A 16,262-nucleotide genomic window follows, 5' to 3' on the forward strand; every position below is an offset into this window, starting at 1 on the left:
TTTTTCGGGGTTGTTCAGCAAGGCGACAGGCCGGGCAATGCCTTTTTCGCAGGCGTTACTTGTGCAGTCTAGGTAACCCTCGGGCGGCTCCATTTGACCCTCATCAAGGCCGTTTGCCGAAGACCCAGGCATGCTGTGCAGGCCCAACCGGAGAAGAAGGAATACCCATACATGACCCCCCCTGTCAGTCAAGCCTCCGAGGCCCGGGCACGCTTGCCCGTCGGGCTGTTGATCGCCGTGCTGGCGCTGGTCGCCGTGCTGCTTCTGCCGCTGCCCGCCGACCTGCCGGTCGCGGGGCACAGGATGCTGGCGATCCTGGCCTTTGCCGTGGTGGTGTGGATCAGCGAAGCGGTGTCCTACGAGGCCAGCGCGATCATGATCACCGCATTGATGGCCTTCCTGATCGGCACCGCGCCGACCCTGCAGGACCCGACCCAGCTCTATGGCAGCTCGGCGGCCATCAGCCTGGCCCTCACCGGGTTCTCCAACTCGGCCTTGGCCCTGGTGGCCGGTGCCTTGTTCATCGCCGCCGCCATGACCCACACCGGCCTCGACCGGCGCATCGCCCTGGTGACCCTGACCCGGGTCGGCACCAGCACCCGGCGCATCCTTGTCGGCGCCATCGCCGTGACCATCCTGCTCAGCCTGCTGGTGCCCAGCGCCACCGCCCGCAGTGCCTGCGTGGTGCCGATCATGATGGGGGTGATTGCCGCCTTCGGCGTCGACAAGCGCTCCAACATCGCCGCCGGGCTGATGATAGTCGTGGCCCAGGGCACCAGCATCTGGAACGTCGGGATCCAGACCGCCGCGGCGCAGAACCTGCTGACCGTGGGCTTTATGGACAAGATGCTCGGCCAGCGCGTGGCCTGGCTCGACTGGCTGATCGCCGGGGCGCCCTGGGCGCTGATCATGTCCCTGGTGCTGCTGTGGCTGGTGCTGAAACTGCTGCCGCCGGAAACCGACAGCATCCCCGGCGGCAAGGAGGCGGTGGCCCAGTCCCTGGCGGACATCGGCCCCATGACCGGGCCGCAGAAACGCCTGCTGGCGGTGTCGCTGCTGCTGCTTCTGGCCTGGTCCACCGAAGGCAAGCTGCACCCCTTCGACACCACGACCACCACCTACGCCGGGCTGGTGATCCTGCTGCTGCCACGGATCGGCATCATGACCTGGAAGGATGTGCAGTCGCGCATTCCCTGGGGCACGGTGATCGTCTTCGGGGTTGGCATCAGCCTCGGTTCGGCGCTGCTCAGTACCCAGGCCGGGCAGTGGCTGGGGAGCCAGGTGGTGGCCCATACCGGCCTGGACCAGGTGGGGCCTTTGGCGGTGTTCGCGATTCTCGCGGCGTTCCTGATCCTCATTCACCTGGGGTTCGCCAGCGCCACGGCGCTGACCTCGGCCTTGCTGCCGATCCTGATCGCCGTGCTGCAGACCCTGCCGGGAGAATTCAGCCGCCTGGGCATGACCATGCTCCTGGGCTTTGTGGTCAGCTACGGTTTCATCCTGCCCATCAACGCGCCGCAGAACATGGTCTGCCTGGGCACCGAGACCTTCAACGCGCGGCAGTTCGCCCGGGTCGGGCTGCTGGTGACGCTGATCGGCTACCTGTTGATGCTGGTGTTCGCCATGACCTGGTGGAAATGGCTGGGCTGGATGTAGGAAAAGTAAATCCCTTCACAGTGACCCGCTGAACACCCGGGTCACGCTGCCGGCCAGGCGCACCTTGCCCTGGCCGTCCCAGCTCACCGTCACCGGCCCGCCATCGCACAGCACCCGCACCGGGCTGTCCAGCAGGCCGCGGCGGATGCCGTTGACGGCCGCTGCGCAGGAGCAGGAGCCGGAACCCAGGGGGATGGCGCCATTGCGCTCCCAGATGCGCAGGCGGATGGTCTGGCGATCGATCACCTGAATGAAGTGCACATTGGTCTTGTGCGGAAACAGCGGGTGGTTCTCGATCTCTGGGCCCAGCGTGGCAATGTCCAGCGGGGCCAGGTCGGCGACGAAAAAGCTGCAATGGGGATTGCCCATGCTGCACGCCGCCGGTGTTCCCGGCAGTGGCAGGTGCAGGCTGTCCAGCTCTCGGGCCAGGGGAATGGACTGCCAGTCGAACGAAGGCAGGCCCATTTCCACCGACACCGACCGATCCTCAAGGCGCAGGCATTGCTGCAGTCCGCGGGCGGTTTTCACCTGCACCGAGGTGACGCCGCTTTCCTGCATCAGCAGATCGGCGGCGCCCCGGGTGGCACTGCCGCAGGTGTCCAGGCTTGAACCATCGGCGTTGAAGAAGGTCAGTTGCGCCGCGCTGTCGCTGCAATCGCCGAGCACCACCAACTGATTGAAACCGATGCCACGCCGGCGGTCCCCCAGGGTTCTGGCCAGCTCGCGGGTGATCGGGTTGGTGCGGCCACGGGCGTCGATCAGCACGAAATCGTCACCATTGGCGTGCATCTTCACAAAGTTCAGGGGCATTCGGGCTCCAGCAGGCGGGGGCAGGGAAGGGCCAGCGCATGCAGGATTCCGAAAAAAAGCCACCGGCGCCAGCACCTTAAAATAAAATTCATCCTGCGAGCCCGGCTGTTGCCTGGGCTGGGGGATTTTCCGGCACACTGCCGGACCACCAGGAACATCGCCGACCGCCGCAACAGCGGCCGGCACAGCACAAGGTCATGGCATGGATCACTACGCCCCGCGCAACTGGCAGCCCCACGAAAAGCCCAGTTTGCCCGGTTCCCCCTCGACACCGTTGCACCCCACCCACAAGCGCCTGGCCTATGCGCTGGTGGGCTTGCTGGTGGCCATCACCGGTGGCCTGGGCAACTCGTTGGTGATCGCCAACCTGCCTTACCTGCAGGGGGCGCTGGGGGCGACCACTGCGGAGATGGCCTGGCTGCCGGCCGCCTACGTGATGACCAACGTGTCGATGAACCTGTTGCTGGTGAAGTTTCGCCAGCAGTTCGGCCTGCGCGCCTTCACCGAAGTGTTCCTGGTGCTCTACGCCCTGGTGACCTTCGGCCACCTGTTCGTCAACGACCTGAGCTCGGCCATCGCCGTGCGCGCGGCCCACGGCATGGTCGGCGCGGCGCTGAGCTCCCTGGGCCTGTACTACATGGTCCAGGCCTTCCCGGCGAAGTGGCGGCTCAAGGCCCTGGTGCTGGGGCTGGGCGCCTCGCAACTGGCCTTGCCCCTGGCCCGGCTGTTTTCCGAGGACCTGCTGCAGATCGCCGAATGGCGCGGCCTGTACCTGTTCGAACTGGGCCTGGCGCTGACCTCCCTGGGCTGCGTATTCATGCTCAAGCTGCCCCCGGGGGACCGCTTCCGTACCTTCGAGAAACTCGACTTCCTGACCTTTGCCCTATTGGCCACTGGCGTGGCGCTGCTGTGCGCGGTGCTGTCTTTGGGGCGTATCGACTGGTGGCTGGAGGCGCCGTGGATCGGCTATGCCAGTGCCGGCTCCATCGTGCTGATCCTGGCCGGGCTGTGCATTGAACACAACCGCAGCAACCCGATGCTGATGACCCGCTGGCTGGGCAGCGGGGCGATGATCCGCCTGGCTCTGGCAGTGATACTGATTCGCATGGTGTTGTCGGAACAGTCCACCGGCGCCGTAGGCTTTCTCCAGGCGCTGAACATGAGCAGCCAGCAGATGCGCATGCTCTACGGGGTGATGCTGCTGGGCAGCATTGCCGGGTTGGCCACCAGCGCCCTGACCATCAACCCGGCGCACCTGTTGATGCCGCTGGTCATTTCCCTGGCGCTGATGGCCGTGGGGTCGGTAATGGACAGCTTTTCGAGCAACCTCACGCGCCCGGCCAACATGTACTTCAGCCAGTTCCTGCTGGCCTTCGGCGGTACGTTCTTTCTTGGCCCGACCATGGTCCTTGGCACCCGCAACGTGCTGACCAACCCGCGCAACCTGGTGAGCTTCTCGGTGCTGTTCGGCATCTGCCAGAACCTCGGCGGGCTGATCGGCTCGGCCTTGCTCGGGACCTTCCAGATCGTGCGCGAGAAGTACCATTCCAGCCATATCGTCGAGCAGTTGACCCTGCTTGATCCCCAGGTCCTGGCCCGGGTACAGAGCGGCGGGCTGGCCTATGGCAAGGTCATCGCCGACCCGGACCTGCGCACCCTGCAAGGCATACGCAGCCTGGCCGCCGCGGCCACGCGCGAAGCCAATGTGCTGGCCTATAACGATGTATTCATGCTGATCGCGGTGATTGCGGTACTGACCATGATCTGGATATTCATTCGCAGCCTGTGGCTGATGAGCACGACCCAAGCGGTCGCGCCTGCCGCCCCGGCTCCCGTTCAACAAAGTGGTGCCTCTTCTTCATGAGCGAAACCGTCAACCCCACCACCAACGCCATTGCCTCGACTCCCGAGCCCAGCGGCCCGCCAACCATCCCGGCCACCGAGCCGCGGCCGCTGGCAGTGCGCATCATCTCGTCCCTGGGCTTTGCCGCCATCGCCATCGTCGGTGTGCTGATCGTGCTCTACGCCTGGCAGCTGCCACCGTTCTCCAGCGCCATCGAAAGCACCGAGAACGCCCTGGTGCGGGGGCAGGTGACCATCATCGGCCCGCAGCTCAGTGGCTACGTGTTCGAGGTGCCGGTGCAGGACTTCCAGCAGGTCAAGGCCGGCGACCTGCTGGTGCGCCTCGACGACCGTATCTACCAGCAGCGCCTGGACCAGTCCCTGGCGCAACTGGCGGTGCAGAAGGCGGCCCTGGCCAATGCCCTGCAGCAGCGCAACAGCGCCGAAGCCACCATCAAGCTGCGCCAGGCGGCCCTGGCCGACAGCCAGGCCCAGGCGCGCAAGAGCGCGGCCGACCTGCAACGCAACCAGGCACTGATTGCCGACGGCTCGGTGTCCCGGCGTGAGCTGGACGTGACCCGCGCGGCCAATGCCCAGACCGTGGCCGCCGTGGCTCAGGCTCAGGCGCAACTGGAAATAGCCCGCCAGGACCTGCAGACCGTGATCGTCAACCGCGGCTCCCTGGAAGCGGCAGTGGCCAGCGCCGAAGCCGCAGTGGAACTGGCGCGGATCGACCTGTCCAACACCCGCATCCTTGCCCCGCGGGACGGCCAGCTGGGGCAGATCGGCGTGCGCCTGGGGGCCTACGTCAATTCCGGCGCCCAGCTCATGGCCCTGGTGCCGAACCAGCTGTGGGTGATTGCCAATATGAAGGAAACCCAGATGGACAACGTCCGGGTCGGGCAGCCGGTGAGCTTTACCGTGGACGCCCTGAACCACCGCAAATTCAGCGGCAAGGTGCAGCGGATCTCCCCGGCCACCGGTTCCGAGTTCGCCTTGCTGCAGGCCGACAATGCCACCGGCAACTTCGTCAAGATTGCCCAGCGGGTGCCGGTGCGGATCACCGTCGACCCGGACCAGCCAGAGCTCGACCGCCTGCGCCCGGGGTTGTCGGTGGTGGTCAGCATCGACACCTCCCGCTAACCGACGCAGCGCCGCTCTGTAGGAGCCGGCTTGCCGGCGAAGAGGCCCGCAGGATTTGCGCTGATGTTGCGGGCGCTTTCGCTGGCAAGCCAGCTCCTACAAGGTGGGGTGGGGGGTGTTCAGATAACCTGCATCGGCGGCAAGGTGCCCAGCAACGAGACCGCCGCCACTGCGGCCACGCCCAGCAGCCATTCCAGCTGCACGCTGTTGCGCAGGCCGGCAAGGCGCTGGTCGCAGCCGCGAATCCGCAGGCGATTGAACAGTGCCAGCGCGAGCATGCCCGCCACCAGCAGCACCTTGATCAGCAGGATCAGGGCAAAGCCGCTGAACAAGGGCGTTGGCCACCATTGCCCGGTAAGCACCCGCACGTTGATCAGGCCGCTTGCCAGCAACCCCGCGACCAAGCCGTACCCCACACCGCTGAAACGCCGCAACAGCGGTTCCACAGAGGCCTGCGGTGGTTGGCGCAACACCAGCAGCAACACCAGCAAACCGCCAAGCCAGACGCCCACGCAGCTCAGGTGAACGACCTGATTGAGGATCAGCAACTGCCCCGCCAACCCATCGAGCATGGCGCCGTGGCCCACCGGAGCCAGGGTTGCCAGGAGCAGGGCGCCCAGGCCCAGTTGCAATGGCAGGCGCCGGCCCAGCGGCGTCAGCAGCAGGCCCAGCAACAGCAGGTTGAGCGACAGGTGCCAGCTCCACACCTGGCCGAAGAAAGTCTTGCCCAGCACCAACTGCACGGTCGCCGGGTCCAGCGCTGCCGGCCAGGAGCCGGCCATGCTGGCGGTGATCAGCAGCAACCAGCACAGGCCGCTGGCCAGGCCGGCCAGCGCCAGCCAGCGGCTGAGCCGATCGAGCTGTCGATGCACGGCGCCCTGGCCGTTGTGCGCTGAACCACGGCCCAGCAGCAGCGGGCGAAACACCCAGGCACCCACCAGGGTCAGCACCACCGCAAAGTGCACGAAGCGGCACAGCACCAGCCATGACGCCATGGATTAAGGGCTCACCTTGAAGCTGTAGCTGCCTTCGCTCTTATGGGTGTCCACCGACACGGCGTGCCATTCCACCTTGTACTCGCCGGCGCGCAGCGGCGTGGCCGCCGGGGTGACCACCAGGGTCTTCTTGTCCGCGCCTTCGGTGGCGACGCTTTTGACCTCCACCGGCGCGCCGTCCTTGCTCAGCGTGACTTGGGTAAAGGCCGCTTCCACGCCTTCGCTAAATACAAGGCGCAGCTCGCTGGGCGCGCTGACACTGCTTTGGGCCGCCGGGGTCGAGCTTTTGAGGTGGGCGTGGGCGAACACCGAACTGGCGGCCAGTAGGGAGGTCAGCAGGGCGGTGGTGGTGAAGAGGTTTTTCAGGGTCATGGCAGGTTTACCTTTATAGAGAATGGGGCTCATTGGTCTTGCAACTGCATGTGAATGATCGGAAACGGCCGGCCTTCACCGTCGGTTTCCGAACGGCCGCAGTCGACGAAACCATAGTGACGGTAGAAGCCATGGGCCTGGGGGTTCTGTTCATTGACGTCGACCTTGAGGCCGGGACGGCGCACATGGTCCAGGAGCTTGCGACCGATGCCCTGGCCGCGCTGGGCCGGTTCGATGAACAGCATTTGTACGGTGTCGTCACTGGTGGCGATAAAGCCTGCGGGGCTGGCGTCGGGGTTCTCCCAGACCCAGGCCTCAAGGGCCGGCAGGTAACTGTCGCGTACCAGCGGGTAGAGACGCTGGATATCGTCTTCAGCGATAAAGTCGTGGGTGGCGCGCACCGAACGCTCCCAGAGCGCGGTCAGCAGGGCGTCGTCCGCAGCGACGCGAGGGCGAATCTTCATGAGCATGTTCCATCGGTAACAGGACAGATGGCCGGCGATGGGGCAGGGCCGGCATTCGGGCAGAGACCTGTATGCCCGTGTCGCGAATTAACGCCTGGACGGAGCACCGCAGTGGCTGCTGCAAATGAGCGGGAGGCCGATCCTACCCAATATGGCCGGGCGGTGAAAGACCGACGCAGGCCGGCGATGTCGCAGGCCTGGCAGCTCCCCGCAGTGGGCGGGCGGATGCTAGTCTTGCCCCAGACTGTTTTCGTAGGAGCCCTCATGGGCAATCACAAGATCGAGATTCGCCGCAGCAACGTGGAAAAGATCCTCCTGGGTGCCGAGAAAATCTTCGCTGAAAAGGGCTATGCCGGCACTGCCATGGCCGACATCGCCGAAGAAGTGCAACTGCCGCGCTCCAACCTGCATTACTACTTCAGCACCAAGAACGAGCTGTACAGCGCCGTGCTCCTGGACCTGCTGGACGTCTGGAAACAGGACGCCCTGTGCTTCGAGATGTTCGACGACCCCCGGGTGGTGCTCAGCAGCTACATTCGCGCCAAGATGCAGCATTCACGCAGCCGGCCCTATGGTTCCAAGGTCTGGGCCAACGAAATCATGCACGGCGCCCCGACCCTGGGCGAGACCCTGGATGCCAGCCTTTACGACTGGGCGAAGATGAAGGAAGCGAAGATCCGCCAATGGGTGGAGGACGAGCGGATCCTGCCGGTGGAGCCTTCCAGCCTGTTGTACATGATCTGGGCCTCGACCCAGCACTACGCCGACTTCGACCATCAGGTGATGATCCTCAACGACCACCAGCCCCTGTCGGACCTGCAATTCGAACGCGCGGTGCAGACCGTCACCAGCGTCATCCTGCGGGGTATCGGGCTGGAGCCCTGAACCTGCATCGCCGCTTCCCGTAGGAGCTGGCTTGCCAGCGAAGGGGCCCGCAAGACCGCCCTCGCCGGCAAGCCGGCTCCTACAGAACCTCCCGCGATATTCCTGCCAGCCGTAGGAGCTGGCTTGCCAACGAAGAGGCCCGCAAGACCACCTTCGCCGGCAAGAGCAGGCCTCTCTCTCAAACAGCTTCGCGGTAGGGGTTGCGTGGGTCGTGCAGCCAGTCGAGGAACGGTTTGCCCGTGTCCTGGGGCACCATCTCGATGCAGTCCTGCACCGGGCAGGTGATCTGGCACAGGTTGCAGCCCACGCACTCGTCGTCGATCACTTCATATACATGGGTGCCGTCGGCTTGCCGGAGGCTGGCAATCGCCTGGTGCGAGGTGTCTTCGCAGGCGATATGGCAGCGGCCGCAGCCAATGCAGGCCTGCTGGTCGATCCTGGCGATCACCTGGTAGTTGATGTCCAGGTACTTCCAGTCGGTGGTGTTGCCCACCGCGCGCCCGGAGAAGTCCTGCAGGCTGCGGTAGCCCTGGCTGTCCATCCACCGCGACAGCCCGTCCTTCATTTCCTCGACGATGCGAAAGCCATGCAGCATTGCCGCCGTACACACCTGCACGGCGCCACAGCCCAGGGCCACGAACTCCGCCGCATCGCGCCAGTTGCCAATGCCGCCAATGCCGCAGATCGGCAGGCCGCGGGTCTGCGGGTCGCGGGCAATCTCGGCCACCATGTTCAGGGCAATCGGCTTGACCGCCGAACCGCAGTAGCCGCCGTGGGTGCTCTGGCTGCCCACTATGGGGTGGGCCACCATGCGCTCCAGGTCGACGCTGGTGATGGAGTTGATGGTGTTGATCAGCGACACCGCGTCGGCCCCGCCACGATGGGCGGCGCGGGCGGCCATGCGAATGTCGGTGATGTTCGGCGTCAGCTTGACGATCACCGGCAGCGAGCAATAAGTCTTGCACCATCGAGTCACCTGCTCGACATACTCCGGCACCTGGCCCACCGCCGCGCCCATGCCCCGTTCCGGCATGCCGTGGGGGCAGCCGAAGTTCAGTTCGATGCCGTCGCAACCGGTGGCTTCCACCAGCGGCAGGATGGCTTTCCAGGATTCCTCGACGCACGGCACCATCAGCGAGACGATCAGCGCCCGGTCCGGCCAGTCCTTCTTCACCTGGGTGATTTCCCTAAGGTTGATCTCCAGGGAGCGGTCGGTGATCAGCTCGATGTTGTTGATCCCCATGACCTCGCGGTTGGGCCCGAAGTGCGCCGAGTAGCGCGACGACACGTTGACCGCCGCCGGGTCCTCGCCGAGGGTTTTCCAGACCACGCCGCCCCAGCCGGCCTCGAACGCGCGGACCACGTTGTAGGCTTTGTCGGTGGGCGGCGCGGAGGCCAGCCAGAATGGGTTGGGCGCCTTGATACCTGCGAAGACAATCGACAGATCGGCCATTTATGCAGCCTCCACATTGAGCATGAGCCGGGCATGCATGGCTTCTGCGGCCAGCTTGCCGTGTTGTACCGCCTGCACGGTGAGATCCTGGCCCAGGCTGACGCAGTCGCCTCCGGCGTAGACCCCTGGAATGCTGGTGTGCAGGTGTTCGTCCACTTGGATACGATCGCCGCTGCGTTGCAGCTCCCGGGCTAGCGGGTCGCTCAGGGCTGTAGCGTCGAAGCTCTGGCCGATGGCCTTGAAGATCGCATCGGCCGCCAGTTCGAAGGTGTCGCCGGTGGTTTGCAGGCGGCCTTCCACCATGCGGGTACGGGCGAAGCGCATGCCGCGCACCCGGCCCCGGTCATCCAGCAGCACCTGTTGCGGCGCGGCCCAGGTCAGCAGGCGCACCTGATTGGCTTTGGCGATGTCCTGTTCATGCTCGGTGGCGCCCATGTCCTCGACGCCCCGGCGGTACACCAGATTGACGTCACTGGCACCCAGGCGCGCCATCTGCACCGCCATGTCGATGGCGGTATTGCCAGCGCCGAGAACGATGCAGCGCTCGGCCAGGGGCAGTTGGCTGAGGTCGTCGGCCTGGCGCAGCTCGCGGATGTAGTCGGTGGCGGCCAGCAGCCCGGGGGCTTCTTCGTCGGCCAGCCCCAGTTGCTTGCTGGCGGCCAGCCCGAGGCCGAGGAACACCGCGTCGAACTGTTGGTGCAGTTCGGTCAGGCTCAGGTTGACGCCCAGCTGGTGCCCATGGCGGATCTCGATGCCGCCAATGCCCAGTAGAAACTCCAGCTCCTGCTGAGCAAAGTCATCCACCAGCTTGTACTTGGCGATCCCGTATTCATTGAGGCCGCCGGCCTTGTCCCGGGCTTCGAACATCACCACCTCATGGCCGTGCAGGGCGCAGCGGTGGGCGCAGGACAAGCCCGCCGGGCCGGCGCCGACCACGGCGATGCGCTTGCCGGTAGGCGCGGCGCGCTGGAACGGGTGCTGGGTGAAGTGCGCGTTGTCCAGGGCGTAGCGCTGCAACAGGCCGATCAGCACCGGCGCGCACTCCTGGGCGTTATTGCGCACGCAGGCCTGCTGGCAGAGGATTTCCGTGGGGCAGACCCGGGCGCAGCTGCCGCCGAGGATGTTGGCCGAGAGAATCTTCTGCGCCGCGCCCTGGACGTTGTCGGTGTGGATATTGCGGATGAACGAAGGAATGTCGATCTCGCTGGGGCAGGCGTTGACGCAGGGCGCGTCGTAGCAATACAGGCAGCGGGAGGCTTCCAGGTGGGCCTGGCGGGCGTTGAGCGGCGGCGCCAGGTCGCTGAAATGGCCGGCCAGGGTGGCGCCGTCCAGGGTCGGGTGGGGCAAGTGGTTCAAGGTCTTGATCACGGTTTTGGCCTCACGGTTCGTTTCTTGGTTGCCTCTGACGGGCATTTTCTATAGCTGGGATCACCCATATCCGTAGGAGCCGGCTTGCCGGCGAATAGGCCTTTGACTCTTACAAGGGATTGGCGGGCGCCTTCGCTGGCAAGCCAGCTCCTACAGGGGGCATGGGTTTCTGTAGGAGCGAGCTTGCTCGCGATAGGGGGGGCAACGCCCCCCCCGGGATCAGCGTTTAACCGCCGTCGGCTTGTGCCGCTCGGCGCGCTTGCTCAAGAGGTCGAACACCGCCGGGTAGGCCGGGCGTTCGATGTAGCGCCCGGCGCCGCGTTCGGCCCGCAGGTCGCCGGCGGCCCACACCAGCTTGCCCTGGCTGATGGTGTGGCTGGGCACGCCGCGTACGGTCTTGCCTTCGAAGATGCTGAAGTCCACCTGCTGGTGGTGGGTCTTGGCGGAAATGGTGCGGCTGCCGTGGGGGTCCCAGAGCACCAGGTCGGCATCGGCGCCGACGCGGATCGCGCCCTTGCGCGGGTAGAGGTTGAAGATCTTCGCGGTGTTGGTGGAGGTCAGGGCGACGAACGCCTGCATCGACAGGCGCCCGGTATTCACCCCTTCATCCCACAGCACGGCCATGCGGTCCTCGATGCCGGCGGTGCCGTTGGGGATCTTGCTGAAATCATCGCGGCCGGCGGCTTTCTGTTCGGCGCAGAAGCAGCAGTGGTCGGTGGCGGTGGTGTGCAGGTTGCCCGATTGCAGGCCGCGCCACAGGGCTTCCTGGTGGCCGAGGGGGCGGAAGGGTGGGCTCATGACGTAACCGGCGGCAGTCTGCCAGTCTGGATCGCGGTACACGCTGTCATCCAACAGCAGGTGCCCGGCCAGCACCTCACCGTAGACCGGCTGGCCCTTGCCTCGGGCGTAGCTGATCTCGTCCAGGGCTTCCTGGGTCGAGACGTGCACCAGGTACAGCGGCGTGCCCAGGGTTTCGGCGATGCGAATGGCCCGGCTGGCGGCTTCGCCTTCCACCTGCGAAGGCCGCGACAGCGGGTGGGCTTCGGGGCCGGTGATGCCCTGGGCCAGCAGCTTGCGTTGCAGGTGATAGACCAGTTCGCCGTTTTCCGCGTGCACCGTGGGCACCGCGCCCAGCTCCAGGCAGCGCTCGAAGCTCGCCACCAGGGTGTCGTCGGCGGCCATGATGGCGTTCTTGTAGGCCATGAAGTGCTTGAAGCTGTTGATGCCGTGGTGCTGCACCAGCTCGGCCATTTCCTCGCGTACCTGTTCGCTCCACCAGGTAATGGCCACGTGGAAGCCGTAGTCGCTGGCGGACTTTTCCGCCCAGCCGCGCCACTGGTGGAAGGCTTCCAGCAACGACTGCTGGGGGTTGGGAATCACGAAGTCGATGATCGAGGTGGTGCCGCCTGCCAGGCCCGCCGCGGTGCCGCTGAAGAAGTCTTCGCTGGCCACAGTGCCCATGAAGGGCAGTTGCATGTGGGTATGGGGGTCGATGCCGCCGGGCATCAAGTATTGGCCGCTGCCATCGAGTACTTCACAGCCGGCGGGAATATCCAGATCGTTGCCGATGGCGCGAATCACACCCTCTGCGCATAGAACATCGGCCTTATAACTTTCATCATGGGTAATAACGGTGGCGCCACGGATCAACAGAGACATTCCGAGTTCCTCGCAGGCATGACCGACTGCTGTCGGTTCTAACTTTTTTATTGAACGCGCTGACAACTTAAATAATCCTGTCAGCGGTGACAGGATTAGAAGCTAGTCGCACTTCAAAGAAACATCAAGAATATTTTTTATAAGCTTATATTCAATATAACTTATTGAAAAATAACGATTAAAAGTTAAATTCCGCAAAATGGTGCAGCCTCTCACCATTTTGACGCACTTGACAGGATCGAAAAATAGTCGAGATTTCCTATGTCAAATCAGCTGCTTGAGGAGGCGCTGGGAAGACCGGGAAGTAACTAAGAAAGTAACCGTGCACTGCTTTGGGTCCTGACCAGATGGACAACTTGCCAAACACCCGGCCTGAGTGAGTTGGCAACTAACCAAGGGCTTGAAAGTTGTTTGCATAAAACCCAATGACATCAGTTGTTTACATGGATTCCGCTAGCCGTGCAGCAACGACCGCGCAAGTACTTGGCATCTTTATTGAGTGCCGCCGCAGGTCGATGTGCCGGAGGGTGGAAGTCGTAAGTTCTCCGGCCATCGTCCGGCGCGCTGTCCCTTGGTGTGCCGGCCTGATGAGCAAAATAATCAGAACAACAGTGGAGCGGCCATGCAACAGATCAGATCCCAGGTGACCGAGCGCGCCGGCTTGTACGAGCTGGACGCCGGCAGCGACGTACTCGACAGCCCCCGTTACAACCACGACATTGCACCAACCCAGGTCCAGGAACGCACCTGGAACAAATGGCACATCACCGCACTGTGGATCGGCATGTCGATCTGCGTGCCCACCTACACCCTGGGCGGGGTGCTCACCGCCTACTTCGGCCTCAGTGTCGGCGAGGCGCTGCTGGCGATCCTGCTGGCCAATATCGTGGTGCTGGTGCCCCTGACCCTCAACGCCTTTGCCGGCACCAAGTACGGCATTCCGTTCCCGGTGCTGCTGCGCTCCTCGTTCGGCATCATCGGCTCCAACGTGCCGTGCCTGATCCGCGCCCTGGTGGCCTGTGGCTGGTTCGGCATCCAGACGATGTTCGGCGGGCTGGCGATCCACCTGTTCCTGGGCTCGATCTTCGAGGACTGGAAGGCCCTGGGCGGCACCGGCGAGGTGATCGGCTTCATGATCTTCTGGACCCTCAACCTGTGGGTGGTGCTGCGCGGCGCCGAATCGATCAAGTGGCTGGAAACCCTGTCCGCGCCGCTGCTGGTGGCGGTGGGCATCGGCCTGCTGGTATGGGCCTTGCCCAGCGTGTCGCTGACCGAGCTGTTGGCGATCCCGCCCAAGCGTCCCGAGGGTGCCAGTGTCACCGGCTACTTCATGGCCGGGCTGACGGCGATGGTGGGTTTCTGGGCCACCTTGTCGTTGAACATTCCCGACTTCAGCCGCTACGCGAAAAGCCAGAAGGACCAGATCCTCGGGCAGATCTTCGGCCTGCCGCTGACCATGTTCCTGTTCGCCGCCCTGGGGGTGGTGATGACCGCCGCCTCGGTGAAACTGGTGGGCGTGACCGTCTCCGATCCGGTGAGCCTGATCGGCCATATCCAGAGCCCGGGCTGGGTGGCCCTGGCCATGGCGCTGATCATCATCGCCACCTTGTCCACCAACACCGCCGCCAACATCGTCTCGCCCACCAACGACTTCCAGAACCTGGCGCCCAAGCTGATCGGCCGCACCACCGCGGTGATCCTCACCGGCCTGGTGGGGCTGGCGCTGATGGGCCACGAGTTGCTGAAAAAACTCGGCCTGCTGATTTCCGACGTCAGCCTGGAGACGGTGTATTCCAACTGGCTGCTGGGCTACTCCAGCCTGCTGGGGCCGATTGCCGGGATCATGGTGGTGGACTACTTCATCATCAAGAAACAGCGCCTGGACCTGGCCGGCCTGTACCGCGACGACGTCTACCCGGCGTGGAACTGGCACGGTTTCATCGCCTTCGGCGTACCGGTGGCCCTGACCCTGATGTCCCTGGGCAGCAGCGCCTTCAACTGGTTCTACAGCTACGGCTGGTTCACCGGCTCGGCCCTGGGCGGCTTGATCTACTACGGCCTGTGCACCTGGCGCAGCCCCCAGGTGGCGACCGCCAAGACCCCAACATGAACACCCAACCAACGTGCTCGCGGGCACCACCCCCGTCCCGTAGGAGCTGGCTTGCCAGCGAAGGCGTCGGCAAGGGCGACGCACATCTTGCGGGCCCCTTCGCCGGCAAGCGCAACGCCGCCCGGCCGGCTCCTACCGATTGTTGCTAGGCCGTTATCCCGGGCGATTGCGCCACGCATCCCCCGACAAAACCAGAAGAAACGCCTGAGGAAATCACCATGAACGCTGCCGTCGAGGTTCTGCAATCCAGCCATCAGCACATCAACCGCGACCGCCTGTGGCAGTCGCTCATGGAACTGGCCAGGCTCGGCGCCACGGTCAAGGGTGGCGTCTGCCGTTTGGCCCTGACCGACCTCGACCGCCAGGCCCGGGATCTGTTCGTGAAGTGGTGCGAGCAGGCCGGTTGCACCGTCACGGTGGATGGCATCGGCAACATCTTCGCCCGCCGTCCCGGGCGCAATCCGCACCTGCCACCGGTAATGACCGGCAGCCATATCGACACCCAGCCTACCGGCGGCAAGTTCGACGGTTGCTTTGGTGTGCTGGCCGGGGTGGAAGTGCTGCGCACCCTCAACGACCTCAAGCTGGAAACCGAGGCGCCCCTGGAAGTGGTGGTGTGGACCAACGAAGAAGGCTCGCGCTTCCCGCCGTGCATGATGGGCTCCGGGGTGTTCGCCGAGAAATTCACCCTGCAAGACACCCTGGCCAAGACCGACGTCGATGGCATCAGCGTCGGCGAGGCCCTGAACGCCATCGGCTACGCCGGCACGCGCCCGGTCAGCGGGCATCCGGTGGGCGCCTATTTCGAGGCGCATATCGAGCAAGGCCCGATCCTGGAAGACGAGCGCAAGACCATAGGCGTGGTGCTCGGCGCCCTGGGGCAGAAGTGGTTCGACCTCAAGCTGCGGGGGGTGGAAGCCCATGCCGGCCCGACCCCGATGCATCTGCGCAAGGACGCCCTGGTGGGCGCCGCGGCCGTGGTCGCGGCGGTCAACCGCGCCGCCCTCGGCCACCAGCCCCACGCCTGTGGCACCGTTGGCTGCCTGCAAGCCTACCCGGGTTCGCGCAACGTGATTCCGGGCGAGGTGCGCATGACCCTGGACTTCCGCCACCTGGAGCCGGCGCGCCTGGACTCGATGATTGCCGAGGTGCGCCAGGTGATCGACAACACCTGCGAAGAACACGGCCTGAGCTACGAACTGACCCCCACCGCGGACTTTCCGCCGCTGTACTTCGACCCCGTCTGCGTCGAAGCCGTGCGCGGTGCGGCGCAGGGGCTGGGCCTGTCGCATATGGACATCGTCAGCGGCGCCGGGCACGACGCGATCTTCGTCGCCGAACTGGGCCCGGCGGGGATGATCTTCGTGCCCTGCGAAGGCGGTATCAGCCACAACGAAATCGAAAACGCCGACCCCGACGACCTCGCCGCCGGCTGCGCCGTGCTGCTGCGCGCCATGCTCGCCGCCTCCCAGGCCATCGCCCAGCGCCAAGCGTAGGAGCCGGCT

The 16,262-nt window shown here is 64.8% G+C and carries 13 protein-coding genes; 6 read left to right on the forward strand and 7 right to left on the reverse strand.

Annotated elements, in window-relative coordinates; genetic code table 11:
• The first annotated feature begins 171 nt into the window (after positions 1 to 171).
• Positions 172 to 1,656 carry a DASS family sodium-coupled anion symporter gene (locus tag KCG88_RS26750; RefSeq protein WP_047286102.1) on the forward strand — a complete coding sequence of 495 codons (1,485 nt, stop codon included), beginning with the start codon at positions 172 to 174 and terminating at the stop codon, positions 1,654 to 1,656.
• A 15-nt stretch (positions 1,657 to 1,671) separates the two neighbouring features.
• Here the strand turns inward: KCG88_RS26750 and dapF are convergent, their stop codons facing one another.
• Positions 1,672 to 2,466, reverse strand: a complete 795-nt coding sequence (gene dapF / locus KCG88_RS26755; protein ID WP_210713498.1) for a diaminopimelate epimerase — start codon at positions 2,464 to 2,466, stop codon at positions 1,672 to 1,674.
• A gap of 202 nt (positions 2,467 to 2,668) precedes the next feature.
• Between dapF and KCG88_RS26760 the strand changes: the two genes are divergently transcribed.
• Together KCG88_RS26760 and KCG88_RS26765 are read left to right on the forward strand one after the other, a co-directional pair.
• Complete coding sequence (locus KCG88_RS26760; protein ID WP_047336497.1) at positions 2,669 to 4,330, forward strand: MFS transporter; 1,662 nt, start codon at positions 2,669 to 2,671, stop codon at positions 4,328 to 4,330.
• Positions 4,327 to 5,451: an HlyD family secretion protein gene (locus KCG88_RS26765; RefSeq protein WP_210713499.1), complete on the forward strand. Its 1,125-nt coding sequence runs from the start codon at positions 4,327 to 4,329 to the stop codon at positions 5,449 to 5,451. The genes KCG88_RS26760 and KCG88_RS26765 overlap by 4 nt, the downstream gene beginning before the upstream one ends.
• A 119-nt stretch (positions 5,452 to 5,570) precedes the next feature.
• Here KCG88_RS26765 and copD read toward each other — a convergent pair whose 3' ends face one another.
• Genes copD through KCG88_RS26780 form a run of 3 tightly spaced genes read right to left on the reverse strand, consistent with a single transcriptional unit; the run spans position 5,571 to position 7,282 of the window.
• The gene (copD, locus tag KCG88_RS26770) at positions 5,571 to 6,446 is read right to left on the reverse strand and encodes a copper homeostasis membrane protein CopD (protein WP_047286109.1); all 876 of its coding nucleotides are present in this window, start codon (positions 6,444 to 6,446) and stop codon (positions 5,571 to 5,573) included.
• A gap of 3 nt (positions 6,447 to 6,449) precedes the next feature.
• Entirely contained in the window at positions 6,450 to 6,818 is a 369-nt protein-coding gene (gene copC, locus KCG88_RS26775) for a copper homeostasis periplasmic binding protein CopC (protein WP_047286111.1), read from the reverse strand.
• 29 nt (positions 6,819 to 6,847) lie between these two features.
• The gene (locus tag KCG88_RS26780) at positions 6,848 to 7,282 is read right to left on the reverse strand and encodes a GNAT family N-acetyltransferase (protein WP_047286113.1); all 435 of its coding nucleotides are present in this window, start codon (positions 7,280 to 7,282) and stop codon (positions 6,848 to 6,850) included.
• A 264-nt stretch (positions 7,283 to 7,546) separates the two neighbouring features.
• Here KCG88_RS26780 and KCG88_RS26785 point away from each other — a divergent pair, with 264 nt between their 5' ends.
• A complete protein-coding gene (locus KCG88_RS26785) occupies positions 7,547 to 8,167 on the forward strand; it encodes a TetR/AcrR family transcriptional regulator (protein WP_047286116.1) in 621 nt (206 codons plus the stop codon).
• A gap of 178 nt (positions 8,168 to 8,345) precedes the next feature.
• Here KCG88_RS26785 and preA read toward each other — a convergent pair whose 3' ends face one another.
• The 3 genes from preA to hydA form a co-directional block, all read right to left on the reverse strand.
• Positions 8,346 to 9,620 carry an NAD-dependent dihydropyrimidine dehydrogenase subunit PreA gene (gene preA, locus KCG88_RS26790; protein ID WP_210713500.1) on the reverse strand — a complete coding sequence of 425 codons (1,275 nt, stop codon included), beginning with the start codon at positions 9,618 to 9,620 and terminating at the stop codon, positions 8,346 to 8,348.
• Positions 9,621 to 10,988 carry an NAD(P)-dependent oxidoreductase gene (locus KCG88_RS26795; RefSeq protein WP_199522597.1) on the reverse strand — a complete coding sequence of 456 codons (1,368 nt, stop codon included), beginning with the start codon at positions 10,986 to 10,988 and terminating at the stop codon, positions 9,621 to 9,623. It abuts the gene before it with no gap.
• Positions 10,989 to 11,207: 219 nt separating this feature from the next.
• Positions 11,208 to 12,647, reverse strand: coding sequence for a dihydropyrimidinase (gene hydA / locus KCG88_RS26800; RefSeq protein ID WP_210713501.1), 1,440 nt, complete (start codon positions 12,645 to 12,647; stop codon positions 11,208 to 11,210).
• Positions 12,648 to 13,269: 622 nt separating this feature from the next.
• Between hydA and KCG88_RS26805 the strand changes: the two genes are divergently transcribed.
• Both KCG88_RS26805 and KCG88_RS26810 read left to right on the forward strand, forming a co-directional pair.
• The gene (locus tag KCG88_RS26805; protein WP_210713502.1) at positions 13,270 to 14,757 is read left to right on the forward strand and encodes an NCS1 family nucleobase:cation symporter-1; all 1,488 of its coding nucleotides are present in this window, start codon (positions 13,270 to 13,272) and stop codon (positions 14,755 to 14,757) included.
• A gap of 218 nt (positions 14,758 to 14,975) precedes the next feature.
• Positions 14,976 to 16,253 carry a Zn-dependent hydrolase gene (locus tag KCG88_RS26810; protein WP_210713503.1) on the forward strand — a complete coding sequence of 426 codons (1,278 nt, stop codon included), beginning with the start codon at positions 14,976 to 14,978 and terminating at the stop codon, positions 16,251 to 16,253.
• The last annotated feature ends 9 nt before the right edge of the window (positions 16,254 to 16,262 follow it).

Origin of the sequence: Pseudomonas sp. MWU349 (assembly GCF_017947325.1) — a bacterium.
GTDB lineage: Bacteria > Pseudomonadota > Gammaproteobacteria > Pseudomonadales > Pseudomonadaceae > Aquipseudomonas > Aquipseudomonas protegens.